Genomic DNA, 25,095 nt, shown 5'->3' on the forward strand with positions numbered 1-25,095 from the left:
AGAAAACATCCTCAGTAAATAAAAAGCGGATGAATTTTAATCATTCAAGATAAAAAAACAACACTCTTCTGCGCAAAGATTATTTTTCTTTACGCAGAACATAGGTGTTTCATGAGTGAGATAAAATTCGTTGATATAAATGTTGGTAGTGGGTTGCAGAGATTTGCCAACTGAAATCTTGTTCCATTGCAGTTACACGAACCGTTGTCCATAAACGTTGTTTTTTCCATAACGCAAACGCTGCCTGCAAGGCATTACGGAGTTCCTCGGTCGTTGCGTGAGAGAAAACAAAGCCGGTTGCTGTTCGAGCTTGAATATTTTCTGCGGTACTATTGACGACGGTATCCGCTAAACCACCGGTGGCGCGAACAAGAGGTAAGGTACCGTATTTTAAACCGTAAAGCTGGGTTAAACCACAAGGTTCAAAACGGCTTGGCACTAAAATGACATCGCCACCGGCAACCATGAGATGTGACAACGCTTCATCGTAGCCAATTTTAACCGCAATATTTTGCGGATAGGTTTCCGCTAATTGACGAATACCGGCTTCTAAGTGCGGTGCGCCTGAACCAAGAATCGCCAACTGTCCGCCCTGTTTAACAATTTCATCCGCGCTTTCTAGCAATAAATCCACGCCTTTTTGTTCCGTTAAACGGGTCACCATCACAAACAATAACGCATCAGCTTGTTCCGGAAGATTGAAATAAGCTTGTAAATCCGCTTTATTTTTTGCCTTACCGCCCATGTACTTCAGCTTGTAATGATGTTGAATATACTGATCGTTCATCGGATGCCAAATTTTTTCATCAACACCATTGAGAATACCGACCAAACGCCCTTCATGATCCAGGGTAGAAAGTAAGCCTTGTAAGCCATACGCAAATTCCGGTGTGGTAATTTCTTTTGCATAAGTCGGGCTTACGGCAGTCACCGCATCGGAATAATAAAGCCCAGCTTTTAAGTAAGAAATTTGTCCAAACAACTCTAATCCATCCACATGGAACATACTGTGTGGCAAGCCGATTTCAACTAAATGGCGATAATCAAATTGCCCTTGATACGCCAAATTATGAATGGTGAAAACCGATTTTGCCGGACGGCCTTTATTAAATAAATAGGCTGCCGTTAAACCCGCATGCCAATCATGGGCATGGACAACTTCTGCGCGCCACCAACTATCTAAACCGGTGGACAACTCCGCCCCCACCCAGCCTAATAATGCAAAACGTTTATAATTATCGCCATAATCATTGTAATAGCCATCATGATACGGATTACCTTCCCGTCCATACAAGTGCGGTGCGTCAATAAGATAAACGCCAACGCCATGATATTCACCGTAACGCAAAACAATGTGGCCGGCAAAATTATCCCATTCCGCAACAACTGACGTATTTGGAATGCCCGCCGCAATCGCCGGATACGACGGCAACAAAATACGCGCATCAATGCCGATTTCTTTTTGTGCAAAGGGCAATGCCCCCATCACATCGGCTAATCCGCCGGTTTTCAGTAAAGGATATAACTCCGAGCAAACGTGCAATACTTTCATTTATTTTCCTCATGTCCCTTGATTAATGAGGGCGTATTAAAAACGCCCTATACACTAAAAAGTGCGGTCACAAAATCCGAAGGATTTTGAATGCTGCTTTGCCAACGGCTCCGAAGGAGCGAGTAAAAATCAAAACGTGTTGAAAACAGACCGCACTTTCACGTTAGTCTAAATGTTCTTCCGAGAACACATCTTGTCCTTCTAATTTTTTCAACATAGACGGTGTGACTAAAATCACTTTGCCGGTTGAACTGATACGGAAACGTTTACTGTCCAATTCACGGTCCACACCAATTTGCATACCGTCCGGAATGACACAATGACGATCCACGATACAATGTTTCAATATGCAATTTTTGCCAATCGTTACTTCAGGCAAGATCACAGAATGATCAATCACAGAACCTTCGTTAATTTTAATCCGATCAAATAACACGGAATAGCTGATTGAGGCATCGGTAATGACACAACCACCGCCAATAAGAGAGTTATCCACCGGCTTAACATTGGCATTTTTATAGAAGAATTTAGACGGATAGGCTTGCACCGGGTTACCGCGAATCGGCCAAGTTTGGTCATAAATATCTAATTGCGGATGTTCAGACACCAAGTCGATATTTGATTGCCAGAAGCTGTCTAATGTCCCCACATCGCGCCAATAAATATCGCCTTCCGTGTTACGTCCCATGCAAGAACGACTGAATGGATGGGCGTATAACGTGCCTTCTTCCAAACATTTCGGCAATACGTCTTTACCAAAGTCATGAGAGGTGCAAGGCGTGTTCACTTCTTTATTTAGCATTTCATAAAGATAATCCGCATTAAACACATAGATCCCCATGGAAGCCAATGAAGTTTCCGGTTTGCCCACCATGGCAGGCGGATCTTTGGGTTTTTCTACGAACGCTTTCACTTTCAGATTTTCGTTGACCGCCATCACGCCAAATTCATGCGCCTCGGAACGCGGCACTTCGATACAACCCACGGTACATTTTGCACCACTGGTCACGTGGTCTAACAACATTTGGCTGTAGTCTTGTTTATAAATATGGTCGCCGGCAAGAATGAGAATATATTTCGGTTTGTAGTGATCTCGAATAATCGCCATGTTTTGATATACCGCATCGGCTGTGCCACGATACCACGTGGAATCATCAATTTGTTGGCGCGCCGGGAGCATATCAATGAATTCACCCCGTTCTTGTGGCAAGAAAGACCACCCTTTTTGTAAATGGCGTAATAAAGAGTGTGCAGCATACTGCGTGACAACCCCAATACGATTTAAGCCGGAGTTAATACAGTTGGACAACGCGAAATCGATGATTCGGCGATTTCCCCCAAAATACAGTGCCGGTTTTGCACGTTTATCCGTTAATTCGTGCAGGCGTGAGCCACGACCACCGGCTAAAATCAGCACAAGCGTATTTTTGACTAAATCATATTTGTTAGGAAGTTGGGAAAGACCGTTTTTCATAATAAACTCCGTTATTTTTTTAATTATCCATATTTTCCAACACACAAAACGCCATACCACCCACTTCAACTTGCTGTTGTTGAATCGTTAAGTTTGTTGTTCCTGCCCTAGCTTTCCATTGACCATTTATCTCGTTTGGCAATGTAAAAGACTGCGGTTCTGCTTTCGCATTGATTAAGAAAAGCCATCGCTGATCTAATACCACTTGCAGCGCTTTGCTTTCCCGATTATGCCAATCCTCGGTTCGCATTGATTCCCCCTCAATGTTGAGCCAAGTGACATTTTCATCTGACCACCAAACATCCCGTTGCAAACTTTGAATTTGTTTTCGTGTTGCAATCAGTTGTTTGGTCAAGTCAAATAATTCCTGATTGAAATTCTGCCATTTCAGCCATGTGATTTCATTATCCTGACAATAGGCGTTATTGTTACCGAATTGCGTGTTGCCGAATTCATCGCCAGCAAGCAACATTGGTGTACCATTGCCTAGCAGCAAACTTGCCAATAATCCGCTTTGCGCTAAAACGCGCTGATTTTCCACCGCACTTTGGTGTTCGTCATTGAGGTCTAATTGACTGCCCTCAATGCCATGGTTGTAACTGTAATTTTCATTGCGACCATCGCGATTATCTTCGCCGTTCGCCTCGTTATGCTTATGGTTATAACTGACCAAATCGCGTAACGTAAAACCATCGTGAGCGGTAATAAAATTCAGGGTGGTGTGTGGTAAGCGTGTTTCTCGCTTGAACAGATCACTTGAGCCGGCAAAACGTTCGGCAAATGCGCCCACTTCCCCACTTTTCCATAACCAAAAACGACACATATCATCACGGAAGCGGTCGTTCCATTCGGCAAAATAATGGGGAAAACGCCCTAATTGATAACCGTAATGGCCAATATCCCAAGGTTCGCTGATGAATTTCACCTGTTGTAAACTCGACACTTGAGCGATGTCATCAAACAGTTTGGCGTGTGGATTGAAATCCGGTGACTCACGCCCTAAAACCGTGCCTAAATCAAAACGGAAACCATCCACATGGCATTCTTCCACCCAATAACGCAGGCAATCCACCACCCATTTTCGGGTGATGTCATTGGCAAGGTTCAGCATATTGCCGCAACCCGTCCAGTTAATATATTCGCCTTGTTCGTTTTGCCAATAATACGTCCGATCATCAATGCCACGTTGGCTGAACGTTGGAAATGGTTTCTCCGATTCTGCCGTGTGGTTAAACACCACATCTAAAATCACTTCAATCCCCGCTTCATGTAACGCTTTCACCATGCTTTTGAATTCATACAACGGGTTTTCATGATTTTCTTCGGAACAATATTTTGGCTCTACGGCAAACATGGCCAACGGGTTATAGCCCCAATAATTTTGTAATCCTTTTTCTTGCAAGTGCGGTTCGTTTACGTGGTAATTAATCGGCAACAATTCCACGGCGGTGACGCCTAATGCTTTTAAATACGCCACACTTTGCGTGTGAGCTAAACCGGCATAAGTTCCGCGTACGGTTTCCGGTAGTTCAGCACGTAATTGGCTAAAGCCTTTTACGCTTAGCTCATAAATTACTGTCTCTGCCCAAGGTGTTTTCGGGGCTTTATCGTGTTGCCAGTCAAATGCCGTCTCAATGATTTGACCTTTCGGCGCAAATTCCGCGTTATCTCGTGGATCATTTAACTGAAAAATCGACCGCACTTCTGCCGAACTTAAATCCGGTTTACCCACCACGGCTTTCGCATAAGGATCAAGCATGAGCTTGTTTGGATTAGCCAAAGTGCGGTCATTTTCGGCGGTGATTCTAAAACCGTACTGCGTCCCCTGAGTAACGCCACTAAGCGCAATATACCAAACATGTTCGCTACGATGCATAGCGAAACGCTGTTCTTTCTTACCGTTCTCAAACAAGCACAACTCCACGGCATCCGCGACAGAAGAATACAGCGCAAAGTTAGTGATTTGCTCGCCGTTTTCTTCATATTGGCTATAACCGAACGGATAAGCCTTGCCCTGATTTTTTACCGCAATCATGCCTTATCCTTGATATTTCAAATAGAGGGTTGCCAATGGCGGAATAGAAACGGAAATAGAATGCTCTCGTCCATGGCTTGGAATCGCCTCACTTTCCACTGCACCGCAGTTACCAAGATTTGAGCCTTCGTAAAAGAATGAATCCGTATTTAAAATTTCGTGATATTGACCGGCAACATTCACGCCCATACGATAATCATGGCGTGGCACCGGCGTAAAGTTACTGATCACAATAATGCGCTCGCCTTTGCTGCTACGTCGTTCAAAGGCAAATACGGAGTTTTGCGCATCATCCACCACCAACCAATCGAAGCCTTGCGGATCCGAATCCAGTTCAAAGAGCGGTGCATTTTCGCGGTAAATTTTATTCAAATCTTTCACTAATTGTTGTACGCCGATGTGCCATCTTCCGCCGATAGATTCATCCAATAAGAACCAATCTAAACTTTCTTGATAATTCCATTCACGACCTTGGGCAAATTCATTTCCCATGAACAATAATTTCTTACCCGGATAGCCCCACATATAACCGTAATAAGCGCGTAAGTTCGCGAATTTTTGCCACGCATCGCCCGGCATTTTGTCGATTAAGGAACATTTGCCATGTACCACTTCATCGTGGGAAAGCGGTAACACAAAGTTTTCACTGTATTGATACACCATGCCGAAAGTCATTTGGTTGTGGTGATATTGGCGATAGACCGGATCTTTTTCCATGTAAGAAAGGGTGTCATTCATCCAGCCCATATTCCATTTGAAATTAAAGCCTAAACCACCGTTTTCTGTCGGGTGTGTTACCCCCGCGAATGAGGTTGATTCTTCCGCAATGGAAACTGCGCCTTGCACTTCGCTATGAATTTTCCAGTTGGTGTGTTTTAAGAATTCAATGGCTTCTAAATTTTCTCGTCCGCCGTATTGGTTCGGAATCCATTCTCCCTCGGCACGGCTGTAATCACGGTAAATCATGGAGGCCACCGCATCGACACGAATACCGTCAATCCCAAAACGTTCAATCCAATATAAGGCGTTACTGGATAAGAAGTTTTTCACTTCGTTGCGACCATAGTTGTAAATGAGCGTGTTCCAGTCTTGATGGAATCCTTCGCGCGGATCGGCGTGTTCATATAATGCCGTGCCGTCAAAGGCCACTAAACCATGGGTATCGCTTGGGAAATGCCCCGGCACCCAGTCTAAAATCACATTGATGCCGGCTTCATGGGCGCGTTCCACTAAACGTTTAAACCCTTCCGCTGTACCAAAACGACTGGTTGGAGAATACAGCCCTAGCGGTTGGTAGCCCCAAGAACCGTCAAACGGGAATTCGGAAAGCGGTAAAAACTCAATGTGCGTAAAGCCCATTTCTTTTACATAAGGAATTAACTCATCACCGATTTGGTCGTAATCTAGCCAGAAGTTATTTTCTAAATTACGGCGCCAAGACCCTAGGTGCACTTCATAAATGGAAATCGGTTGATCCCATTGGTTGGCTTTACGACGGGCGTCTGTCATTGGCACAATGTCCGGTAACGCACTAATTTGTGACGCTGTATCAGGACGTAACTGTGAACTGAAGGCATAAGGGTCGGCTTTTAAGCGTAAATTGCCGTGGCAATCAATTAATTCAAATTTATATAACTGCCCTAATGCGACTTTTGGTAGAAATAATTCCCATACGCCACTTGCCGGATGTAAGCGCATCGGATGGCGACGTCCGTCCCAATAGTTGAAATCCCCCACCACAGAAACTCGTTTCGCGTTCGGTGCCCACAAACGGAAATTCACACCGGAAACACCATCACATTCGATAAAATGCGCACCTAACACTTCATACGGACGCAAGAATGAGCCTTCAGCTAAAAGCCATTCATCCAAATCACTAATCATTGGATGATAACGGTAAGGGTCTTCAAGGATTTGCGATTCTTTGCCCCAATACACCTGTAATTGATAGGCGAAAAAATCATGGGTTTTCGGCACAACACCGGCAAAAAAACCTCTGTCATCTAAACAATCCAATTCACAGACGGTGTCTTGATTTTCTTTATCAATGACGCTGACACGACACGCATCCGGCAATAAAGCACGAATTTCAATGCCGTTATCGGTTTCGTGCATACCCAATACGGAAAAAGGAGCAGAATGTGTTCCATCAAAGAATTGATTAATTACGGATTGCGCTACTAGTTGAGTCATAATAAATCCTCGCTAAGGTCTGCGGGCTTGATTAATTAAAGAGAAAAGGAACGCGATTTGCATATCGCTCAACGCCAATAAACAAGGCAACTTGAATGGTAAAAGCGCGTGTTGGTGAATTGGAAAGGTTTCTCTTTGACGAGAAGCTGAAAGGTTTAAGCGATGATGAGCGAATGACAATATGAATAAAACAAGAGAGATACGCGTGAAAGCCTCATAAAATACTGCGTTTATCCGATGACTTGGCGGTTGCAAAAGTGCGGTGAAATCATGCCGTATTTCAGGAGGGGCATAAATTAAACGCGCGTCTATCAGTAAATACGCTAAACGAGAAGAAGAAACACCGATTGTTTCGGCAATTTGTGCTAGAGAATTGAAAACTTGCATACGCACCTACAACAAAATACAGCCTAAAACTAACGCTTTATGAGTATTCTAGAAGAGGCAGAAAGAATTACAACGCTTTTAGTTAAAATTAGTGATCTCCGTCAAAAAATCACGTGACATCAATGACATCTTATTAAAACAAAAGCGAGATCCTTCGATCTCGCTTTCTTATTTTATATCGTTTCTCTGTTAAAAACTGGAAGTATCTTGGAATAAACCGACTTTCAAATCTGTTGCGGTGTAGATAACACGACCGTCCACCTCTACTTCGCCGTCTGCCATGCCCATCACTAATTTGCGGTTGATGACACGTTTCATATTAATGCGATAAACCACTTTTTTGGCGGTTGGCAGAATCTGACCGGTGAATTTCACTTCGCCGACACCTAACGCACGACCTTTGCCCTTGCCACCAACCCAGCCAAGGAAGAAGCCGACTAATTGCCACATGGCATCTAAGCCTAAACAGCCCGGCATAACGGGATCGCCGATAAAGTGACAAGCGAAAAACGGTAAATCAGGATGGATGTCAAGTTCGGCTTCAATGTAACCTTTACCAAATGTACCACCATCTTCAGTCATTTTCACAATACGATCCATCATTAGCATCGTTGGCGCAGGAAGTTGCGGCCCTTCTTTACCAAACAGTTCTCCACGTCCGGAGGCTAATAAATCTTCGTAAGAATAACTGTCTTTAATGTTTGGTGTACAAGTGTTCATTATTAAAATCCTATAAAAAGTCAATGTGTTGTTAAAATACAAACGTTGCGCGGATTCTAACAAAGCCTCACTGCATTTAGAATAGCTAACACTTGTACGCCTAACTTGTCCGATCAGTTAATTTTTAATGGCAATTTTGAATTAATGGCTTTTGCGGGAAAACAACAAATCCCAAAAACCCTCTCGATGTGACTGCCGATCGGCATATTGATTAATGCGTTGATGAATTAAGCGAGCCAATGGCAGTGTATCCGGTGTATAGTCTTTATCATCTTGTTCTACTAAGTCACGTTGTAACAAAATTTCACAGGCCTGATCCACGGCTTCTACGGGATAGATAAAAAATGTCTGATTTTTCACCGCACTTATAACCGCCTCAGATAAACTCAATTGATTCACTACGGCACTCGGAATAATCACGCCCTGTTTACCGGTCAGTCCGCGACGCTGACAAATGGTGAAGAAGCCTTCAATTTTTTCATTTACGCCTCCGACAGAATGCACCAAACCAAACTGGTCGATCGCCCCGGTAATGGCAATGGATTGTGGCAACGGCAAATCGGACAAGGCACTGACCAACACACAAAAGCCGGCTAAAGATGCGCTGTCGCCATCAATTTCGCCGTAAGATTGCTCAAAAACTAAGGAAGCCGAAAACGGCAACTGAGAAGGCAATTCTAAAATATTCGCCAAACAGGCTTCTGCAATTAAAATGCCTTTGCTGTGAATATTCCCCGCCAATTCGGTTTTGCGCTCCACATCCACGACTTCACCATCCCCATATTGCACAATACAACTAATACGGGAAGGTTCACCAAACACTAACGGCGTCCCCGGATATTCAATGACGGACAAACCGTTAATCTGTCCCACCATTTCGCCTTCAGTCGCCACATAAATTTGTTCCTGCAAAATGCTATCGTAAGTTTGTTCACGCAAAAAGCCAAATTGCTCGGTTTTATGTAAAAAATAGCGCTCAAAATCCACCGCACTTAAGGAGGTGGACTGCGAGAACAGCGCTGTCTCCGTCAAGATATTTTTTAACATCAACGGAGAGATATTAATCAAGTCTCGGTTTTCGCTGTCACGTACCAATAATTGATACAGTTTATTAAAGCCACTCAACTCCAACATCGGCAATTGATGTTGTTGCGCTACGGACTGAATATACCCCATCCATTGTTGCTGTTGCTCCGCATTGGCAACACGGCAATAACTCTCGATTTCCGCATAATCCGCCAAATGATAAAGCTCTTCTTCCAACTCTTCCAATGTCGCCAATTCTGTACGATTGCCTAAGACAATGACTTTTAACTTCAACGGATAACTCGGAATATCGCAAGGCAAGGTTTTAAACGGATGCGCGGAATACCAGTTAAACACGCCGGTGGTGAGAATGTGTTTGAGTCGTTGCCATAAATCAAATTGCGTCAATAATGCGCCGGCAGTCACAATTAAAACACCGCCATTCACCTGATGAACCAAGCCTGGATTCAGCTGAATGTCGTGCGAGGTGGCGTGAATTTTCACGGAACCAAATAACTGAAACTGATCGAAATATAACGCGCTTGCCACGCTTTTTTGAGCAGCAAAATTGTCGTTATAAGACTGTACCGGTTCGGCTGAAATACGAGGAAAAGAAAAAGAATCCCCTTGTTCAATCACATATTGCACACCACATAACTCCGGAACGGGCTTTTCTGATTGAATCAATTGTTCCAATAACGGCGCATATTCTGCCTGATCATCCGCTTTAAGCACCAATAAAGTGCGGTGGGAATTTTTAATGAAATGACGAATCGCTTTTTCTGCACGGGGTTGTAATGCGAAAAAATCTTGAGGCTGTGAAGGGATTTCCGTCACGCGCAATGTTGGACGAAGTTCCTGCCAAGGTAAAGTATTATAAGATGAAGACACGACGACTCTCTACGTTAAAGATAATTTGACAACATTATCGCATATTTATGCGTATCGAGGAAAATTTGCTGGAAAATCCGCCACAAAAAGCGTATAGTTACACAGTTACCACGTCACTAAAATCATATAGAAAAATGAAATACCAAAAGTTAGAAAATCAAGAAGCGCATTGGAAATGGGTCTATTTAACCAAAAAAGCCCGTGAAGGGGAAAACATCACCCGTTACACGGAAAAAAGTTTACAAGAAGACATCGTAAAACAACTCATCGGCTGCCAAAACTATCCGCAAAAAATTGAAGAATGGATAAAAACCCATTTAGCGCCAGAATTGGTGACAAAACTCGATCAAGCCATCCGCGCCAGAAGAAAGCGTTTTTTTAATGCTGAAAAACAATCTACCAAGAAAAAATCCATTGATTTGGAATATGCCGTTTGGCTACGTTTATCCAAATATTCTCGCAAAATGAAAATGACGCTCTCAGAAACCATCATGTATATGATTGATGAGCGTGAGAAAAAAGCGCTATACGAAAGCCAAATGTCCGCCATGAAAGCTGGATTAAAAGATTTATTAAAATAAATAGGCAATTTATGGTGCAAATTCACTTCATTTATGATCTAAACAAATCATAAATTGACAATAAATAAATGTAAATATATACAGTATCTTTAAGAGGGGAGAATTTTAATCGGATTGTAAGTTATTGATTTTACGTTATTTAGATAATAAAAAAGCCGCTTTAAAAAGCGGCTTATATTTTGATAAAACTTATCATTGGTGCCTAGGGTCGGCAATACGTTCTTAACTGTTTCAATGAGTTACATTATAGCGGGGTCAAAAATATTTATATTAAATTTTTTTAGTTATTTCGTGATCTAAATCACAAAGCCAAAATAAAAAGACGGCGGAATCCCCCGCCGTTTTTGTTTTTTATATTTTTTTAAAGATTTTTTATAAAAAATTGCAGTCAAATCCTCGCCCCGCCTGCGCGCTTGATGTGTGGATATCAACGCAAATTGCGTTGATGGCTCAAAGCCCGCCAGTATTGGCGCCTTAAAGATCTCAAAATAAGGATCTCATAACGCAAATTAACGCAAAATTACGCAAAAAATGAACAAATTGATCTCGTTCGCGGCGGTCAATGATCGCTATCTGATTTTTCGAGCAATTTATACTCAATAAAAGAGATAACTTCGACACCTAACCAATCATTAATTTCCTGTAATCGTGCTTGTAAAGGCATGATTTCATTGACATAAAAAACCCGCGCCGCTTTTTCAACATCACCAAAACCACCGACATTATTTGGCAAAATTCCCATCAATTGCGGCGGCACTCTATGAGCCGCTAAAACATCATCACGGCTTGCATTTTTGATATTTAAAAAATCATCTTTGGCAACCGCATCAGAAAGCGGGATAACCTGCAGGCCATCTTTTTTACCGTCTGGAATGTGAATAAACAAATTTTTAAAGTTGCCAGTGCCTTTTGTTTGTCTTAATTGTTGCTTAATGGCTTCGACATCATCTTTATTCTGCGTCGGGTCAGTAAAATAGATAATCGAGCCCGCGTGCGCACCATTGAGATAATACTTGCGGCGAAATAGCGTTGCACTCTCATTTAAAAAAGCCGATTGTAACGCCCCCAAATAAGGCGGCATGCCGTAGATTTCCTGATTAACGTCAGGATTAATCAAGTTAAAAACGGAATTTTTACGAAACTCATGATCATCAAACCCGCTAACAATCTGATAAAAAACGCCATCATCTTTGCCAACGCGCATATATTTAGCTAAAGGAGATTTAAGGCCGATAACATTTCCCCAAGCATTTTCAGTTTTTTCAAAGTATGCGTTGCCAAAAACCAAATAATCTTGCACGAATTTTTCCAACTGCGTGCGCGGCAAAAGTGCGGTCGTTTTGCACGTTGAAAGCAAAATATTTTTCTTCACGTCAATAGCGCTTTGATGGTGCGGCGAAGCCTGCAACGCCTTGGCGAGATAGCTCAGATTAATCGGCGGATTGTAGTATTTGTTAAACATCAAGGACGATTCAAAATAATTTAAAATATCCGCCTTGTCTAACATCGGCACAGGTTCACCGAAGCTAAAAGCCTGAACCTGCACCGCGTCTTTTTCCGTAAAAGTGCGGTCATTTTTTGCGTTGTTTTTTCTGCGTTTGCTCATTTGTTTATCCTGTTATTCAAAGCTAAAGATTGATGATTGATTGACTGATGACACATTGCCACCGGAACCATAAGGCACGTTCAAAATGCAATTCATGGTCGCCCAAGATAAATCGCCGTGGCTTGCTTCTTCAGAGCGGTCGGAAATGTAAGTGATTTTACCCGTGCTGGTGATGTGTTTTTTAACGGTCATAAAACTGGTTGATATATCGTTACCATCCCATTTTAAGCGGCGTTTTTGAATTAAATTCATGGTTTTAAGCACCATTTCATTTTTTAAATCAGGGTTATAATCAAGACCGGTAACTGTTGGGTAAAACTTACGCACCTCTTGATAGACCCCTGACCCCATGCCTGTTTTGTCAATCACCACGCGCGTTACGTTGTAGTCATCTAAAAACTGCTTAATCCGCGCCGCCTGAGCTTCATAGTCCAAGCCGTGAAAAGTTTGGTGATGCAATACACGATAATCGCCACCGTCCACACGCGGCGGGGCAACAATTACAAGCGCCGCGCGGTCGCCGGTATGTGCAGGGTCATAACCTAGCCAAACTTCCTTATTGCCAAACGGACGCCGCCAAAATGGCTTGTAGTCCGTCCACTCTTCCAAGCTGTCAACTTGGCACAGCTGCAAATCGGCAAATTTAAACGCGCTCGCGTTATCGTCCATAAACTGACACAAAAACAACTGCTCAAATTCTTCACGCGAGTTTTCTGCCAATAAATCTTCAATATCAAACAAATTACAACCGCCCTCTAGCGCGTCGTAAATCGTTACAATCTGTTTCCATTGGCGGTCGGCGCACAGCTTGCCAGCTTTTAAGTTTTCGTGCGAAATATCAATTTCCACGCGGTCGGCTTTGGCTTTTTTACGGTTAAATGCCTTGCCGCTAAAAAACGCATAAGCAGGGTGCGCAATACTGGTCGGCGTTGAAAAGTAGGTTTGACGGTAAAATTTTTGCGCCGCCATGCCGGAAGCAACTTTGCGCATAACGTCAAATTTCGGCACCCAAAATATTTCGTCAAAATATAAGTTTCCATGATAACTTTGCGCCGTTGCCGAGTTTGTGCCTAAAAAAATAAGTTCCGCGCCGTTCGGCAATTTGATTGTTTCGCCCTTTAAGTCAACATCCGCTTTTTGCTTGGCGTAGTTGACAATGTAACTGCGAAACTGCAAGGCCTGCTTTTTACTCGCAGACAAGAAAATTTGGTTATGACCTGTCGTCAATGCGTCAATAAAGGCTTCGTGTGCAAAATAATAAGTTGCGCCAATTTGACGGCTTTTTAAAATGTCGCGGATACGGTTGCTTTTAGCATCATGCCAAACCCGCTGATAGTTAAACATTTCTGACAAAAAGCCATCAATCAGCAAGTTTTTTTGTTCCTCGCTGATCGCATTCTGTTCGGGCTTTTTGCGCTCGCCGGCATTACGATTTTTTATCTTAGGGTTTAAATCCGCTTCATTGCCCTCACCAAAAGAATACTTTTTAACGCGCGCCATGCGCTCCATCTGCCGCCCTAGCAAATCAATCTCTTTATAATCGGAGCCGCTTTTATCCGCTTTCATGATCAGTAAATTAAGACGGCTTTCAAGGGTCAATTCAACCCGCCCAACGGGCGCCATGTCGTCCCATTTTTCGCGGTCTTTCCAACTCGAAATTGTGGACGCCGACAAGCCCAACTGGCGAGCAATTTCCGCGATTTTATACCCGCCGAAATACATCGTTTGCGCCTGCCGCTTTAAACTCGCGTCATTTTTGTCTGTGTTATCTAGTGTTGCGATTTCGTTCATAAAATCCCCGTAAAATCATCACGGGAATAATATGAATAAAGATAAGTTATTGATTGCGCTTTGATTTGTGAGATTGATAACAACAAAACGAACTGCAAGACAAGCAAAAATAAAAGCCCCAATATTGTGCCGAATTGAAAAAAACACCCAATTTTTGGAGCTACCAATGAGCAAAACAACCTCTAAATGGTTTGTTGTCGCCACCGAGGGCGCAACAACCGACGGCCGCGCGATTAATCGCACATGGATTGAGCAAATGGCCAAAAACTACGACCCGAAAAAATACGGGGCGCGCATCAACATTGAGCACATCAAATTCCGCCTACTTTGGAAAGATGAACCTCACTCCAAATGCTACGGCGACGTCACCGGCTTGAAAGCGGAAGAAAACAAAGAAGGCAAATTGCAACTCTTAGCGCAAATCGACCCGACCGCCGATTTAATCGCACTCAACAAAGACCGCCAAAAAATCTATACATCAATTGAAGTTGATCCGAATTTTGCCGACACCGGCGAAGCGTATTTAGTAGGCTTAGCTGTCACCGATACCCCGGCAAGCCTAGGCACCGAAATGTTGCAATTTAGCGCAGGTGCAAAAGCAAATCCGTTAAACGGCCGTAAAGAAAAAGCGGAAAATCTATTTACTGCGGCAGTAGAAACATCACTTGAATTTGAAGAAGTGAAAACGGAAGACGAAAAACCAAACTTTTTTGCAAAAATTAAAGCACTTTTTGCTAAAGCATCAGAAAGCAAGGATGAACGTTTCGGTGAACATGAAAAAGCCATCGAATTGTTGAGCGAACAAGTCATTAATGAACAAAGCAAAGCCGTGCAGTTGTTGAACCAACTCACCCAGTTACAAAACGACCAGGCAGACTTATTAACCAAAGTCACCGACCTGCAAAACAAATTAGGCGAATTGGAAAAGCAACCGACATCCGACTATACACCGCGCCCGAAAGTGGCAGGCAAAAAAACGGAAGACGAAGGCTTTATTTTTTAATCGCACCGAAGCCGAAGCAAACAACACCTATTTAAAACACACCATCATCAAGGATTTTGCCAAATGAAAAATGAAACCCGTGCAAAAATTAAAGAATACCGCGTTGCAATGGCCGAAGCGAACGGAATCCAGGTAGAAGATACCGAAACGAAGTTTACCGTCGCCCCATCAGTGCAACAACGCTTAGAAACAAAAACGCAAGAATCATCCGCATTTTTGCAAAAAATTAACATTGTGCCGGTCACGGAACAAAGCGGCGAAGTGTTGGGGTTAGGCGTTGCCGGAACATTGGCAAGCACCACCGACACCACACAAAAAGACCGCCAAACGCAAGATTTAATGAGCCTAGAAGCCATTAAATACACTTGCGAACAAATCAACTATGATTCGCACATCCGCTACCCTCAATTAGATATGTGGGCAAAATTCCCTGACTTTAAACAACGTTTGGCAGGGCTAAAAATGAATCGCGTTGCACTTGACCGCATCATGATTGGCTTTAACGGCACAAGCCACGCGGCAACATCCAACCGCACTCAAAACCCATTATTGCAAGATGTGGCGATCGGATGGTTACAAAAAATCCGTGCAAATGCCGCGAAGCGCCACATGAAAGAAGTGGAAAGCGGCACCGGTAAAATTTATATCGGCAAAAATCAATCGTATCAAAATCTTGATGCATTAGTTTATTCCGCCGTGAATGACTTAATCGAGCCATGGTTCCAGGAAGACACCGAATTAGTGGCAATCGTCGGCCGAGATTTATTAGCAGATAAGTATTTCCCACTTGTCAATGCTCAAGACAAGCCTACCGAAAAACTCGCGGCGGATATTGTCATCAGCCAAAAACGCATTGGCGGTTTGCCTGCAGTCCGCGTGCCATTCTTCCCGGCTGGCGCAATCTTGATCACCCGCTTGGATAATTTATCAATCTACTACCAAGAGGGCGCAATGCGTCGCACCTTTGTAGATAACGCCAAACGCGATCAATATGAAGACTACATGAGCTCAAATGATGCATTTGTAATCGAAAACTATGATTGCGTGGCATTGTTGGAAAACATCGAATTTAAGGATAAATAACCATGCGTCCAACAAAGCAACATTATTTGCGCGTCTCCGCCGAGCTTGAACACTCGGCGGAAGCAGAAAGCCTAGAGGGCGCGAGCGAATATGAAAAGATGTTGTTTTTGCTTGCGCGTCATCAGAAAAATTTGAAAGGCGTGCAGTCTATGGAACAACGCGCGGCAATGAAACGGGAATATCTAGCAGACTATTTACCGTGGATTGAAGGCGCATTGGTCGCAGGCACAGGAAAGCAAGACAACGTATTAATGACGTGGCTAGTCTGGGCGATTGACTGCGGAGAATATCAGCTTGCATTGCGTATCGCAGAATATGCCTTGCACCAAGATTTAGTGTTACCTGAACAGTTTAGCCGAACCGTGCCGACACTCGTCGCAGAAGAATTTGCTGATGCCGCGAAAAAGGCGTTGCAACTAAAAGAAACATCGTTTGACGTCACTTTATTGCAACACGTGGCTGAAATTACCGATGACAAAGACATGCCAGATCAAAGTCGCGCCCGTCTTTATCGTGAAATCGGGTTACAGCTCAAGGACATCAATCAAATTGCCGCACTTGCGGCGCTCGAAAAGGCTTGGTCGCTTGATGACAAAATCGGCGTAAAAACCGAAGTCAACAAACTAAGAAAATCCCTTGGTAAAGCGGAAACGGAAGAACCAACACCGGATGAAACCGACAACGGCGACGCCGCGACCGATAAAACAAACGCTTAACGAATTTTGGAAATTTCCAAACTGTTTTTGGAAATTTCTGAAACCGAGCAAATCACGCAGCCGCGGGGCGGATTAAAAGTGCGGTGGAAATTCCTAGAATTTTTAACCGCACGTCATTAATCCTCACCCCGCTTTTTTATAGGTGTTTTTATGTCAGACGGATCCATTTCCATCAAACTCGCCCCGGATTACGAAATGGGGGCGGTACAAAAACAAGTTGAAGACTACGGACAAGGCGAAGACCTTGTTCTTAATGACCTTTTTTTCCCGCCGCTTAAAATCTCCGATTTTCGCAATCAGGCACGCCTGGACGGCACCGTCACTACCGCCCGTTTAAAAGATGCCTTAATTGAGGCCATTGCTGCAGTCAATGATGAACTGGAGGAGTTCAAACAACATAGTACCTCAGAATTTTTTACGGATATTCCCTGCGCCAAAATCAACAATGAAAGCGTGTTGGTCTATCGCTACCGCCGTGCCGTCACCTGCTTGGCATTGGCAAACCTTTATGAACGCTACACAAGCTACGACACCACCAATGATGGCGAGAAAAAGGCGGAATTGCTCAAAGACAGTATCAACGAATTACGCCGTGATGCCCGCTTTGCCATCAGTGACATACTCAAACGCCCGAGAGTCGATGCGGAGCTAATCTAATGGAAGTTTACGCGCAACAAAACGACAACTTAGATGCAATCCTGTATCGCTATTTCGGGCATAGCGAAGGTTTGCTTGAAATCGCCTGCGAACTGAATCCGCACTTAATGGATAAGCCCGTTATTCCACTTGGTACACCGGTTCTCTTACCTGAAGCAGACAGTGAAAAGATCAGCGTGGCAAGTGGCACCATTCAACTTTGGAGCTGATATGCACGACACGCCAACGAAAGCGTCTTACACATCAGGAATTTTAGCCTTTTTTATTGGACGCATTGCCGATATGTTTTCAAACGTTAATTGGGCGGACGTCGCCTCAATCACCGGTATTGTGATCGGTGTCGCCACATTTCTGGTGAATTGGTATTACAAGAAAAAAGATTTTGAATTAAAAGAAAAAGAACTTGAACAACGGAGCCATCACCATGATTAAGCGAACAGCAAAATACATTTGTGCCGTCTCGGCGGTTGTTGGACTTGTTATTGCCACGCATGGTAATGAAATTCGCACATCAGAAAAAGGACTATTACTGATTGGCAATGCAGAAGGTTGCCAACAAAAACCTTATCAATGCCCGGCAGATGTTTTAACCGTTGGTATCGGCACAACGGAAGCCGTTGAAAAAATAGAATCCAATAAAATTTACACATTGCAAGAAATTGCCGACTTGTATGCCAAAGGCATTAAACAAGCTGAAAAATGTGTGAATACTTACGCAAACGGGCAAACCATGCCACAAGGTGCATTTGATGCTTTAGTGTCAATTACCTTTAATGCTGGATGTGGAAAATTAAAAAACAGCACACTTTTTAAAATGGCACGGAAAGGATACAGCAAAGGAATGTGCGGTCAATTTGAACGATGGATTTACGCAGGCGGGAAACCACTTAAAGGCTTAATTGAAAGACGACAAAAGGAGAAGGCATTATGTTTGGGTTCTTAACGAAAAAAGAAAAATACATTTTATTGGTTGGTCCGCTCATGCTTGTGGCAATTATTCTGTTTCAAGGGTGGCAAGCTAACCACTGGCGAGCAGAAGCCGCCAAAGAAGAACAATTAAAATTGCAGTGGGTGGAATCTTACATGGCATTGAATGAAAGCGTGGATAAATTCAATGAGCAACAAAAAGCACTCACAGAAGCCGTCAATCAGTTAAAAATCTCTCAAACCAAGCAAACACAGGATTTAAAAAATGCACTTAAAAAACACCAAGATTGGGCTAATACTCTTGTGCCTGATGATGTTATCGGCGTGTTCAAGCGCCCCGAAAATCATTAAACAACCGATACTTTGCCCAACGGCAGCAGAGTGCGGTCAATTTGCACCACAAATCCGCACTAATGGCGAACTGGCAGAAGCCTATCAACAAACACAACATCGACTGAACCTATGCGTCATTGAAAACGACAGCCTGAAAAAGTGCATAGAAGAATTTAATAAGGAAACCGCCAAATGACCGACCAATTTGACCGAGCGCAACAACTGGAAGAAATGGCGCGTGAAATTGCCATCAAAAAACACCGCACTTTCAAAGCGGTCAGCCGTGTTTATTGTGAAGATTGCGATGCCCCCATTCCCGAAAAACGCAGACAATTGATTCCGGGTGTTAGCCGTTGCGTAACCTGTCAAGAAATTGAAGAAAAACGCCAACAACAATTTAGAAAGTAGGTTAATCATGTTGTTCACAATTTACAGTAAAAAAGAATTGAAAGAGGAATTTACGCATTACGGTCGCTTTTACGGCGTGCCGGTTTACGTAAATATGAATCTTGAGGCACCTAAAATTGTTACTCAAAATTTTATTCCTGAATTTTGCTTAGATATTGTTGAGGCTTTTCTAAGTTTGGCAGTAACAACTATGCAAATGATGAATATTAGTTATGAGCCACTTTATAAAATTGAACTAACAAAGCCGATTGATAAATGAAAAAGCCAAACCAACTGCGCAAAATCCTTGAACAAAGTATTCCCGACTTTGTAAAAAATCCCGACCGCTTACAGCTTTATGTTGACGGCGGTCAAATCGTTGCCACCGGTGCCGAATCATTTAGTTTTGAATATCGCTACACCCTCAACATTATCGTCACGGATTTTTCCCAAGACATTGCGAGCCTGATTGTTCCTATCATCGCTTATTTGCGCATCAACCAACCCGAAATTTTTGAAAATCCACAACGCCGCGAAAATGCGTTCAAGTTCCAAGTGGATTACAACAATAACAACACAGCCGATATCTCTTTTGAAATCATGTTGACGGAACGTGTCGTGGCAAAACAAACCGCCGATGAAGTCAAAATGCACTATGCCAAAGAGCCGGTTTGGGATAACCCGAAGGTGAAAGTTTACCTCGAGAATGAAAACAACCTGATTTTTGATGGTGAAAAATGGCAACCGTAGAACAAGTGCAGGCAAAACTCACCGCCCTGATTAACAATCTGTCTCCACAAGCACGCCGACAATTGGCGCGCAACATCGGGCAAGCCTTGCGCAAAAGCCAACAAGCTCGAATTGCTCGGCAACAAAACCCTGACGGCACCGCCTTTGAGCCACGCAAACCACAAAAGCAATTCGGCAAAAAGAAAGGCAGAATCAAACGCAAAGCCATGTTCGCCAAGCTGCGCACCGCCAAGCATTTAAAAGTGCGGTCAAATGCGAACGAGGTTTCGGTTGGGTTTAGCGGCTCAAGTGCGGCGATTGCGGCCGTGCATCAATACGGCTTACAAGGCACAGTGGATAAAAACAAAGGATTTAAAGTGCAATATGCCCAGCGGGAGTTGCTGGGCTTTTCGGAAAGTGATGTGGAATTAATTGAAAACTTAATTATTGAGCAACTAAGTCTTTAGATTGTGATTTTAATTTGATGTGCTTGCGAATAATGTGAATCCAATAGCAATACACTGCAAGTGCTGCAACACCAAGGAAAAAGTTGATTTCAGCAAGCCAAAGCACCGACCCCATCATCAACATATAAAGAAACAGAACAGGCGCGGCAATAATGCCGGAAACAACCCAAGGCAATGCAATAAAGCCCAAACCGACAGCAAGACCCAATAAGCCAACTGCGAGAATAAATAAAGAAAGTATTGCGATCATATCCCCCTCCTTTTGTTTGGTTAATTATTAAGCCAAGAAAAGAACCTTGTCAATAAAAGCGAGTAATTAAGAATGAATAATTTACAACTCACTGTTTTATTAAATGCCATTGATAAAATAAGTGCTCCGATGAAAAATGCTTCGAAAAGTATAGGCGTACTTTCTGAACAGCTTAAAACAAGCAAAATGGCGTTAAAAGATCTTGAAAAGTTACAAAATAAAATGAGTTCGTTCTCCCGTCAAAACGAACAAATAAAAAAAAGTTCTGATGTAATTTCTAAACATACTCAAAAGTTAGAAAACTTACGCCGTAAAGCATCAGAAATGAAACATACCCGGATTAATTTAAAAACCGACATTAGCGATCATGAGCGTTATTATCAATCCTTATTAGCTAAAGGAAAACACACTGAAGCAACGGCAATTCGTTTCAAGATTATGTCTCTTAGTAAAGAATACGAGAGTTTAAAAGAGAGTATCAAGAAAAATAGCAAATCCCTCAATACCGAACATAATAGTTTAAAAGCAAGTCGCCGAGAAAAGGCTAAACAGCTATTACAGCTACGCAATTTAAGAAAAGAATTAAAAGAGAGTGGAATTAACACTAAAGAATTTACAAAATATCAAGGAAATCTTGCAGAAAAAATAAAACTGGCTAACACAACAATAGAAAAACAACAAGCACAACTAGATAAACTCAATACCAAACAAGCAGCTTATAGTAAATACCGAGGGCAAGTCGAAACATTAAAAGACATCAGTGGAAAAGCACAAATGGTTGGCGCCCAAGCATCAGCGGCAGGTGCAACCATTACAGCGCCTCTTGGAAAATCCGTAAGTGATTTTATGAACTTCGAAGATGCCATGGTGGGCGTGGCAAGACAAGTACAAGGATTAAAAGATAATGCCGGCAACTTCACGGCTGAATTTGACGAATGGAAAAATAAAATCCAAGCATTATCAACGGAATTGCCACTCACCACTGTAGAAATCGCCAATATGATTGAATCGGCGGCTCGGATGGATGTACCAAAAGAACAGCTGGAAGAATTCGTGCGATTAAATACACAAATGGCAACGGCCTTCGATGCGGCAAATCCTGACGAATTAGTTGAGCAATTTGGAAAAGTAACGAAAAACTTTAAATTATCATCAGAGGCATCTCGTGAACTTGCCGACGCTATCAACTATTTAGATGATAACGCTATTTCAAAAGGCACAGAAATCATCGGTTTTATGAATCGTGTTTCAGGTATTTCGGGCATTGCAAAAATCACTGAAAAAAACATGGCTGCACTAGGTTCTACCCTGCAAACTGCAGGCGCAGCAGAGGAGCAATCAGCCACAGCAGTAAATGCGATCTTTACTCGTCTGTCATCGGCAAGTAAGAAAAAGCCTGTTCGCAATGCCCTTGCTGCAATGGGGTTAAGTGCAAGCAAAGTTGAATTAGGCATGGCGAAAGATGCTCAAGGCACATTGATGAAAATAGTTGAAACCGTCAAAAAAATGCCGGAGCACAAGCGCCTTGGATTTATTGCTGATTTAGTGGGAACAGAGCACACCAAAACCCTTGCTTTACTTGTCTCAAACACAGAAGAATGGCGCAGACAAATTGAGCTAGCTAACAGTGAAACAGCAAAAGGTTCAATGAACCGTGAATTTCAAACACGGATGAAAGCACTTTCATCAACGTGGGGAATTTTTAAAAATCAAATTTTTCCATTTCTCCTGCCAATTTTTCTTGGATAGACGTGTTCGATAAAGTTCCATTCGGTCTTCATTCTCTAAAAAATGAGGAGTTGGACGAACTTGAAAATTTAAAATATCCTCCAAACCATCTTTGTGGAATACGGAGATTAATGCAGTCTTAATTTCTTTTGTATCAACCATAGTTGCCTACTATTTCAATTTGTTTTGCAAAGATACAAAATACTGCAATAAGTAAACAAGAATTTTAGATAAAAAAACTTTAATTCAACTACATTATTAATCAACATCAACTCAAAATGTCTTAAATTCTTATTTTTAGACATTGCGAATTATATATAAATTAAAAACAAAATAACCAATTCGCATAAATTAAACAGCTTTTCAGAGAAGTCTATTCATATTTTTTGGAGCAGTAGAAATTTAGTACCGATAAGTATGTCAATTCATCTTTCTATATAGAAATCTCTCGTTGGTGCGCTACACAACTTCGCCTATACACATTATTTATATAAGCAAAAAGAATCCTACAACGTGTAAATATTTTTCACAAGCGCAACTGTTGCGTAACCACCTATTTATCAACGCATTACAAAACCTATTGTTTTGCATTCCAAAAGCGGCTGTTTTGCACGGCAAAAGCGTAGGTTTTACCTTGCAAAACAGCCGCTTTCGCAACGCCAAAACGAAATTATCAATTTTCGATGTAATTATCTTTACAAAACCAAGACTATTTTTCATTTACACCTTTCAGCAAAAACAAGGAAATTATTCCACCAATAAACGTCTACAAATCCAAAGCAATAATGGGCAGAAATTAGAGGTTTCCAGTACTTTTCCCATAGTTTCTGAGCCACAAACGTCTTATTCTGAATAACTTATAACAGTAAATATGGGCGTTCCTAAGCAAGTATATAATTTCAAAAGAAGTTTCTTTCGATATTTTAAGTACCTTTGCACCATGAACTTTAGCAAGACTATATTGAACTGGTATGCCATAAACGGGCGAGAACTTCCGTGGCGACAAACCACCAATCCATACGCTATTTGGCTGAGCGAGGTTATTATGCAGCAAACAAGAATTGCACAGGGAACAGCCTACTGGGAACGTTTTATGAAACGTTGGCCTAACGTTCACGAGTTAGCAAAAGCTACCGAAGACGAGGTTTTAAGAGAGTGGCAAGGACTGGGATACTATTCTCGAGCACGAAATTTGCACAAAGCAGCACAACAGATAGTTGGTTTAGGGCGTTTCCCACAGACTTACAAGGAGTTAAAACAACTAAAAGGGATTGGCGAATATACTGCAGCTGCAATTTCTTCAATATCATTCGCAGAACCCGTGGCAATAGTAGACGGTAATGTCTATCGTGTGTTTGCTCGCTATTTCGGCATTGACACACCAATAGATTCTACCGAAGGAAAAAAGGTTTTTAAGGCTATGGCGCAAGAATACCTACCGAAAGAGGCTCCCGCAGCCTACAATCAAGGGCTGATGGACTTCGGTGCCATACAGTGCACGCCAACTTCGCTCAACTGCGAAGTATGCCCATTGATAAATACTTGCTTTGCGGCAAACAACAATAAAGTGACCGACTTGCCTGTAAAAGCAAAGAAAACAAAACAGCGTGAACGCCATTTCTCCTTTATATATATAAGGTGTAATGGTAAAACTGCCATTCGCCGCCGTGGTGCAGGCGACATTTGGCAAGGCTTGTGGGAACTGCCAACGAAAGAATTGCTGGGCAATGCCATTGAAAATGCCTCGCTAATAAAGAAGAACGTAAAGCACATACTTACCCATCAAATCATTTTTGCCGATTTCTATCTGTTAGAAACCGACACTCCTCCTACCCTACCTGCCGATTATATATGGATAAAAGAAAGCGAGATAGAACGTTATGCCCTACCTCGCCTTATAGATTTACTCGTTAAAAGTCTGTGAAATAATTAATTTTATCTACGCATCTTTCTTGCCAAATTTAGGGTCTACCTTCAGCAGAGATGCTACAATGAAGGGAAAGATGCACGACACCATAACCAAAACAAAGAAGATGTCGTAACCTACGGCATCTGCCAAAGCACCAGCAAATAAACCTGGCAACATCATTGACAGTGCCATAAAGCCCGTGCAAAGGGCGTAATGGCTGGTTTTATGCTCTCCTTGACTGAAGTATAGCATAAAAAGCATATAGGCACTGAAGCCAAACCCATAGCCAAAGTTTTCTACAAAGATGGCTGAACCGATGGCAAAAAGCGTAGAAGGCATTGCAAAACCAAGGTAGACGTAGGCGATATTGGGCAAGGTAATGGCAAGCGTCATAGGCCAAAGCCACTTTTTCAGTCCGTCTTTGCTGGCTACCAAGCCACCTAAAATGCCACCAAGAAGCAGTCCGACCACGCCAACAATACCATTTACAACGCCGAATGCCTCTAAAGAAAGACCTAATCCACCCTTATCAGCTGATGCTCTAAGGAACAAAGGACCTACTGGATTCAACAATGCTTCGGGCAAACGGAACAACAGCAGAAAAGCGATGGAAGAGACGAACGAACGCTGACGGAAAAATGCGCCCAAGC

28 protein-coding genes are annotated in these 25,095 nt (G+C 42.6%); 16 read left to right on the top strand and 12 right to left on the bottom strand.

Annotated elements, in window-relative coordinates; all coding sequences use genetic code 11:
• Window positions 1-109 precede the first annotated feature (109 nt).
• The 7 genes from glgA to Q0203_RS03075 form a co-directional block, all read right to left on the bottom strand.
• Window positions 110-1,552 (bottom strand): glycogen synthase GlgA, encoded by a 1,443-nt coding sequence (glgA, locus tag Q0203_RS03045; RefSeq protein WP_297929440.1) that lies wholly within the window; start codon window positions 1,550-1,552, stop codon window positions 110-112.
• A gap of 163 nt (window positions 1,553-1,715) precedes the next feature.
• Window positions 1,716-3,026, bottom strand: a complete 1,311-nt coding sequence (gene glgC, locus Q0203_RS03050) for a glucose-1-phosphate adenylyltransferase (RefSeq protein ID WP_033002556.1) — start codon at window positions 3,024-3,026, stop codon at window positions 1,716-1,718.
• A gap of 19 nt (window positions 3,027-3,045) precedes the next feature.
• Window positions 3,046-5,061 (bottom strand): glycogen debranching protein GlgX, encoded by a 2,016-nt coding sequence (gene glgX / locus Q0203_RS03055; RefSeq protein WP_297929442.1) that lies wholly within the window; start codon window positions 5,059-5,061, stop codon window positions 3,046-3,048.
• A gap of 3 nt (window positions 5,062-5,064) precedes the next feature.
• Window positions 5,065-7,254, bottom strand: coding sequence for a 1,4-alpha-glucan branching protein GlgB (gene glgB / locus Q0203_RS03060; protein WP_297929445.1), 2,190 nt, complete (start codon window positions 7,252-7,254; stop codon window positions 5,065-5,067).
• 12 nt (window positions 7,255-7,266) lie between these two features.
• On the bottom strand, window positions 7,267-7,641 hold the full coding sequence (locus Q0203_RS03065; protein WP_297929447.1) for a hypothetical protein: 375 nt from the start codon (window positions 7,639-7,641) through the stop codon (window positions 7,267-7,269).
• Between the two features lie 189 nt (window positions 7,642-7,830).
• Complete coding sequence (fabA, locus tag Q0203_RS03070) at window positions 7,831-8,361, bottom strand: bifunctional 3-hydroxydecanoyl-ACP dehydratase/trans-2-decenoyl-ACP isomerase (protein WP_005700570.1); 531 nt, start codon at window positions 8,359-8,361, stop codon at window positions 7,831-7,833.
• A 141-nt stretch (window positions 8,362-8,502) separates the two neighbouring features.
• Window positions 8,503-10,278, bottom strand: a complete 1,776-nt coding sequence (locus tag Q0203_RS03075; protein WP_297929449.1) for a Lon protease family protein — start codon at window positions 10,276-10,278, stop codon at window positions 8,503-8,505.
• 134 nt (window positions 10,279-10,412) lie between these two features.
• Between Q0203_RS03075 and matP the strand changes: the two genes are divergently transcribed.
• The gene (gene matP / locus Q0203_RS03080; protein ID WP_295975867.1) at window positions 10,413-10,859 is read left to right on the top strand and encodes a macrodomain Ter protein MatP; all 447 of its coding nucleotides are present in this window, start codon (window positions 10,413-10,415) and stop codon (window positions 10,857-10,859) included.
• A 559-nt stretch (window positions 10,860-11,418) separates the two neighbouring features.
• On the opposite strand, the gene Q0203_RS03085 is transcribed toward matP, so the two are convergent.
• Window positions 11,419-12,465 carry a phage portal protein gene (locus tag Q0203_RS03085; RefSeq protein ID WP_297929451.1) on the bottom strand — a complete coding sequence of 349 codons (1,047 nt, stop codon included), beginning with the start codon at window positions 12,463-12,465 and terminating at the stop codon, window positions 11,419-11,421.
• A 12-nt stretch (window positions 12,466-12,477) separates the two neighbouring features.
• Window positions 12,478-14,256: a terminase family protein gene (locus Q0203_RS03090; protein ID WP_297929453.1), complete on the bottom strand. Its 1,779-nt coding sequence runs from the start codon at window positions 14,254-14,256 to the stop codon at window positions 12,478-12,480.
• A 166-nt stretch (window positions 14,257-14,422) separates the two neighbouring features.
• Here Q0203_RS03090 and Q0203_RS03095 point away from each other — a divergent pair, with 166 nt between their 5' ends.
• The 13 genes from Q0203_RS03095 (at window position 14,423) to Q0203_RS03155 (ending at window position 20,558) form a co-directional block, all read left to right on the top strand.
• Window positions 14,423-15,259, top strand: coding sequence for a GPO family capsid scaffolding protein (locus tag Q0203_RS03095; RefSeq protein ID WP_297929455.1), 837 nt, complete (start codon window positions 14,423-14,425; stop codon window positions 15,257-15,259).
• Between the two features lie 63 nt (window positions 15,260-15,322).
• Entirely contained in the window at window positions 15,323-16,342 is a 1,020-nt protein-coding gene (locus Q0203_RS03100) for a phage major capsid protein, P2 family (protein ID WP_297929457.1), read from the top strand.
• 2 nt (window positions 16,343-16,344) lie between these two features.
• Entirely contained in the window at window positions 16,345-17,058 is a 714-nt protein-coding gene (gene gpM / locus Q0203_RS03105; protein WP_297929458.1) for a phage terminase small subunit, read from the top strand.
• A 150-nt stretch (window positions 17,059-17,208) separates the two neighbouring features.
• Window positions 17,209-17,715, top strand: a complete 507-nt coding sequence (locus tag Q0203_RS03110) for a head completion/stabilization protein (RefSeq protein ID WP_297929460.1) — start codon at window positions 17,209-17,211, stop codon at window positions 17,713-17,715.
• Window positions 17,715-17,924, top strand: coding sequence for a tail protein X (locus tag Q0203_RS03115; RefSeq protein WP_297929462.1), 210 nt, complete (start codon window positions 17,715-17,717; stop codon window positions 17,922-17,924). Before Q0203_RS03110 ends, Q0203_RS03115 begins: the two co-directional genes overlap by 1 nt.
• A 1-nt stretch (window position 17,925) precedes the next feature.
• Window positions 17,926-18,147, top strand: coding sequence for a phage holin (locus Q0203_RS03120; RefSeq protein ID WP_095176707.1), 222 nt, complete (start codon window positions 17,926-17,928; stop codon window positions 18,145-18,147).
• Window positions 18,140-18,658 (top strand): lysozyme, encoded by a 519-nt coding sequence (locus Q0203_RS03125; RefSeq protein WP_297929466.1) that lies wholly within the window; start codon window positions 18,140-18,142, stop codon window positions 18,656-18,658. The genes Q0203_RS03120 and Q0203_RS03125 overlap by 8 nt, the downstream gene beginning before the upstream one ends.
• Complete coding sequence (locus Q0203_RS03130) at window positions 18,643-18,993, top strand: chemotaxis protein (protein WP_297929468.1); 351 nt, start codon at window positions 18,643-18,645, stop codon at window positions 18,991-18,993. The genes Q0203_RS03125 and Q0203_RS03130 overlap by 16 nt, the downstream gene beginning before the upstream one ends.
• Window positions 18,908-19,171, top strand: coding sequence for an Rz1-like lysis system protein LysC (gene lysC / locus Q0203_RS03135; RefSeq protein WP_366517290.1), 264 nt, complete (start codon window positions 18,908-18,910; stop codon window positions 19,169-19,171). Before Q0203_RS03130 ends, lysC begins: the two co-directional genes overlap by 86 nt.
• Window positions 19,168-19,383 (top strand): TraR/DksA family transcriptional regulator, encoded by a 216-nt coding sequence (locus tag Q0203_RS03140; protein ID WP_297929472.1) that lies wholly within the window; start codon window positions 19,168-19,170, stop codon window positions 19,381-19,383. The genes lysC and Q0203_RS03140 overlap by 4 nt, the downstream gene beginning before the upstream one ends.
• 7 nt (window positions 19,384-19,390) lie before the next feature.
• Window positions 19,391-19,642, top strand: a complete 252-nt coding sequence (locus Q0203_RS03145) for a hypothetical protein (protein WP_209363895.1) — start codon at window positions 19,391-19,393, stop codon at window positions 19,640-19,642.
• The gene (locus Q0203_RS03150; protein WP_296025871.1) at window positions 19,639-20,112 is read left to right on the top strand and encodes a phage tail protein; all 474 of its coding nucleotides are present in this window, start codon (window positions 19,639-19,641) and stop codon (window positions 20,110-20,112) included. The genes Q0203_RS03145 and Q0203_RS03150 overlap by 4 nt, the downstream gene beginning before the upstream one ends.
• Window positions 20,100-20,558: a phage virion morphogenesis protein gene (locus Q0203_RS03155; protein WP_297929474.1), complete on the top strand. Its 459-nt coding sequence runs from the start codon at window positions 20,100-20,102 to the stop codon at window positions 20,556-20,558. The genes Q0203_RS03150 and Q0203_RS03155 overlap by 13 nt, the downstream gene beginning before the upstream one ends.
• On the opposite strand, the gene Q0203_RS03160 is transcribed toward Q0203_RS03155, so the two are convergent.
• Window positions 20,536-20,808 (bottom strand): hypothetical protein, encoded by a 273-nt coding sequence (locus Q0203_RS03160; RefSeq protein WP_297929476.1) that lies wholly within the window; start codon window positions 20,806-20,808, stop codon window positions 20,536-20,538. The two genes, Q0203_RS03155 and Q0203_RS03160, sit on opposite strands and share 23 nt — an antisense overlap.
• Before the next feature lie 72 nt (window positions 20,809-20,880).
• Here Q0203_RS03160 and Q0203_RS03165 point away from each other — a divergent pair, with 72 nt between their 5' ends.
• The gene (locus Q0203_RS03165) at window positions 20,881-22,557 is read left to right on the top strand and encodes a phage tail tape measure protein (protein WP_297929478.1); all 1,677 of its coding nucleotides are present in this window, start codon (window positions 20,881-20,883) and stop codon (window positions 22,555-22,557) included.
• Here Q0203_RS03165 and Q0203_RS09650 read toward each other — a convergent pair.
• Window positions 22,495-22,698, bottom strand: a complete 204-nt coding sequence (locus Q0203_RS09650) for a nucleotidyltransferase family protein (protein WP_366517291.1) — start codon at window positions 22,696-22,698, stop codon at window positions 22,495-22,497. The genes Q0203_RS03165 and Q0203_RS09650 overlap by 63 nt on opposite strands.
• 778 nt (window positions 22,699-23,476) lie before the next feature.
• Here Q0203_RS09650 and mutY point away from each other — a divergent pair.
• On the top strand, window positions 23,477-24,460 hold the full coding sequence (gene mutY / locus Q0203_RS03170; RefSeq protein WP_297929482.1) for an A/G-specific adenine glycosylase: 984 nt from the start codon (window positions 23,477-23,479) through the stop codon (window positions 24,458-24,460).
• A gap of 15 nt (window positions 24,461-24,475) precedes the next feature.
• Here the strand turns inward: mutY and Q0203_RS03175 are convergent.
• Window positions 24,476-25,095: hypothetical protein (locus Q0203_RS03175; protein ID WP_297929480.1), on the bottom strand; the 620-nt coding region annotated here is incomplete at its 5' end.

Source organism: uncultured Aggregatibacter sp. (genome assembly GCF_938046485.1).
Taxonomy (GTDB): Bacteria; Pseudomonadota; Gammaproteobacteria; order Enterobacterales; family Pasteurellaceae; genus Aggregatibacter.

Excerpts from the sequence above, each read along its gene's own strand:
- glgA (WP_297929440.1), bottom strand. The coding sequence starts at position 1,552 with ATGAAAGTATTGCACGTTTGCTCGGAGTTATATCCTTTACTGAAAACC.
- glgC (WP_033002556.1), bottom strand. The coding sequence starts at position 3,026 with ATGAAAAACGGTCTTTCCCAACTTCCTAACAAATATGATTTAGTCAAA.
- glgX (WP_297929442.1), bottom strand. The coding sequence starts at position 5,061 with ATGATTGCGGTAAAAAATCAGGGCAAGGCTTATCCGTTCGGTTATAGC.
- glgB (WP_297929445.1), bottom strand. The coding sequence starts at position 7,254 with ATGACTCAACTAGTAGCGCAATCCGTAATTAATCAATTCTTTGATGGA.
- Q0203_RS03065 (WP_297929447.1), bottom strand. The coding sequence starts at position 7,641 with ATGCAAGTTTTCAATTCTCTAGCACAAATTGCCGAAACAATCGGTGTT.
- fabA (WP_005700570.1), bottom strand. The coding sequence starts at position 8,361 with ATGAACACTTGTACACCAAACATTAAAGACAGTTATTCTTACGAAGAT.
- matP (WP_295975867.1), top strand. The coding sequence starts at position 10,413 with ATGAAATACCAAAAGTTAGAAAATCAAGAAGCGCATTGGAAATGGGTC.
- Q0203_RS03085 (WP_297929451.1), bottom strand. The coding sequence starts at position 12,465 with ATGAGCAAACGCAGAAAAAACAACGCAAAAAATGACCGCACTTTTACG.
- Q0203_RS03090 (WP_297929453.1), bottom strand. The coding sequence starts at position 14,256 with ATGAACGAAATCGCAACACTAGATAACACAGACAAAAATGACGCGAGT.
- Q0203_RS03095 (WP_297929455.1), top strand. The coding sequence starts at position 14,423 with ATGAGCAAAACAACCTCTAAATGGTTTGTTGTCGCCACCGAGGGCGCA.
- Q0203_RS03100 (WP_297929457.1), top strand. The coding sequence starts at position 15,323 with ATGAAAAATGAAACCCGTGCAAAAATTAAAGAATACCGCGTTGCAATG.
- gpM (WP_297929458.1), top strand. The coding sequence starts at position 16,345 with ATGCGTCCAACAAAGCAACATTATTTGCGCGTCTCCGCCGAGCTTGAA.
- Q0203_RS03110 (WP_297929460.1), top strand. The coding sequence starts at position 17,209 with ATGTCAGACGGATCCATTTCCATCAAACTCGCCCCGGATTACGAAATG.
- Q0203_RS03115 (WP_297929462.1), top strand. The coding sequence starts at position 17,715 with ATGGAAGTTTACGCGCAACAAAACGACAACTTAGATGCAATCCTGTAT.
- Q0203_RS03120 (WP_095176707.1), top strand. The coding sequence starts at position 17,926 with ATGCACGACACGCCAACGAAAGCGTCTTACACATCAGGAATTTTAGCC.
- Q0203_RS03125 (WP_297929466.1), top strand. The coding sequence starts at position 18,140 with ATGATTAAGCGAACAGCAAAATACATTTGTGCCGTCTCGGCGGTTGTT.
- Q0203_RS03130 (WP_297929468.1), top strand. The coding sequence starts at position 18,643 with ATGTTTGGGTTCTTAACGAAAAAAGAAAAATACATTTTATTGGTTGGT.
- lysC (WP_366517290.1), top strand. The coding sequence starts at position 18,908 with ATGCACTTAAAAAACACCAAGATTGGGCTAATACTCTTGTGCCTGATG.
- Q0203_RS03140 (WP_297929472.1), top strand. The coding sequence starts at position 19,168 with ATGACCGACCAATTTGACCGAGCGCAACAACTGGAAGAAATGGCGCGT.
- Q0203_RS03145 (WP_209363895.1), top strand. The coding sequence starts at position 19,391 with ATGTTGTTCACAATTTACAGTAAAAAAGAATTGAAAGAGGAATTTACG.
- Q0203_RS03150 (WP_296025871.1), top strand. The coding sequence starts at position 19,639 with ATGAAAAAGCCAAACCAACTGCGCAAAATCCTTGAACAAAGTATTCCC.
- Q0203_RS03155 (WP_297929474.1), top strand. The coding sequence starts at position 20,100 with ATGGCAACCGTAGAACAAGTGCAGGCAAAACTCACCGCCCTGATTAAC.
- Q0203_RS03160 (WP_297929476.1), bottom strand. The coding sequence starts at position 20,808 with ATGATCGCAATACTTTCTTTATTTATTCTCGCAGTTGGCTTATTGGGT.
- Q0203_RS03165 (WP_297929478.1), top strand. The coding sequence starts at position 20,881 with ATGAATAATTTACAACTCACTGTTTTATTAAATGCCATTGATAAAATA.
- Q0203_RS09650 (WP_366517291.1), bottom strand. The coding sequence starts at position 22,698 with ATGGTTGATACAAAAGAAATTAAGACTGCATTAATCTCCGTATTCCAC.
- mutY (WP_297929482.1), top strand. The coding sequence starts at position 23,477 with ATGAACTTTAGCAAGACTATATTGAACTGGTATGCCATAAACGGGCGA.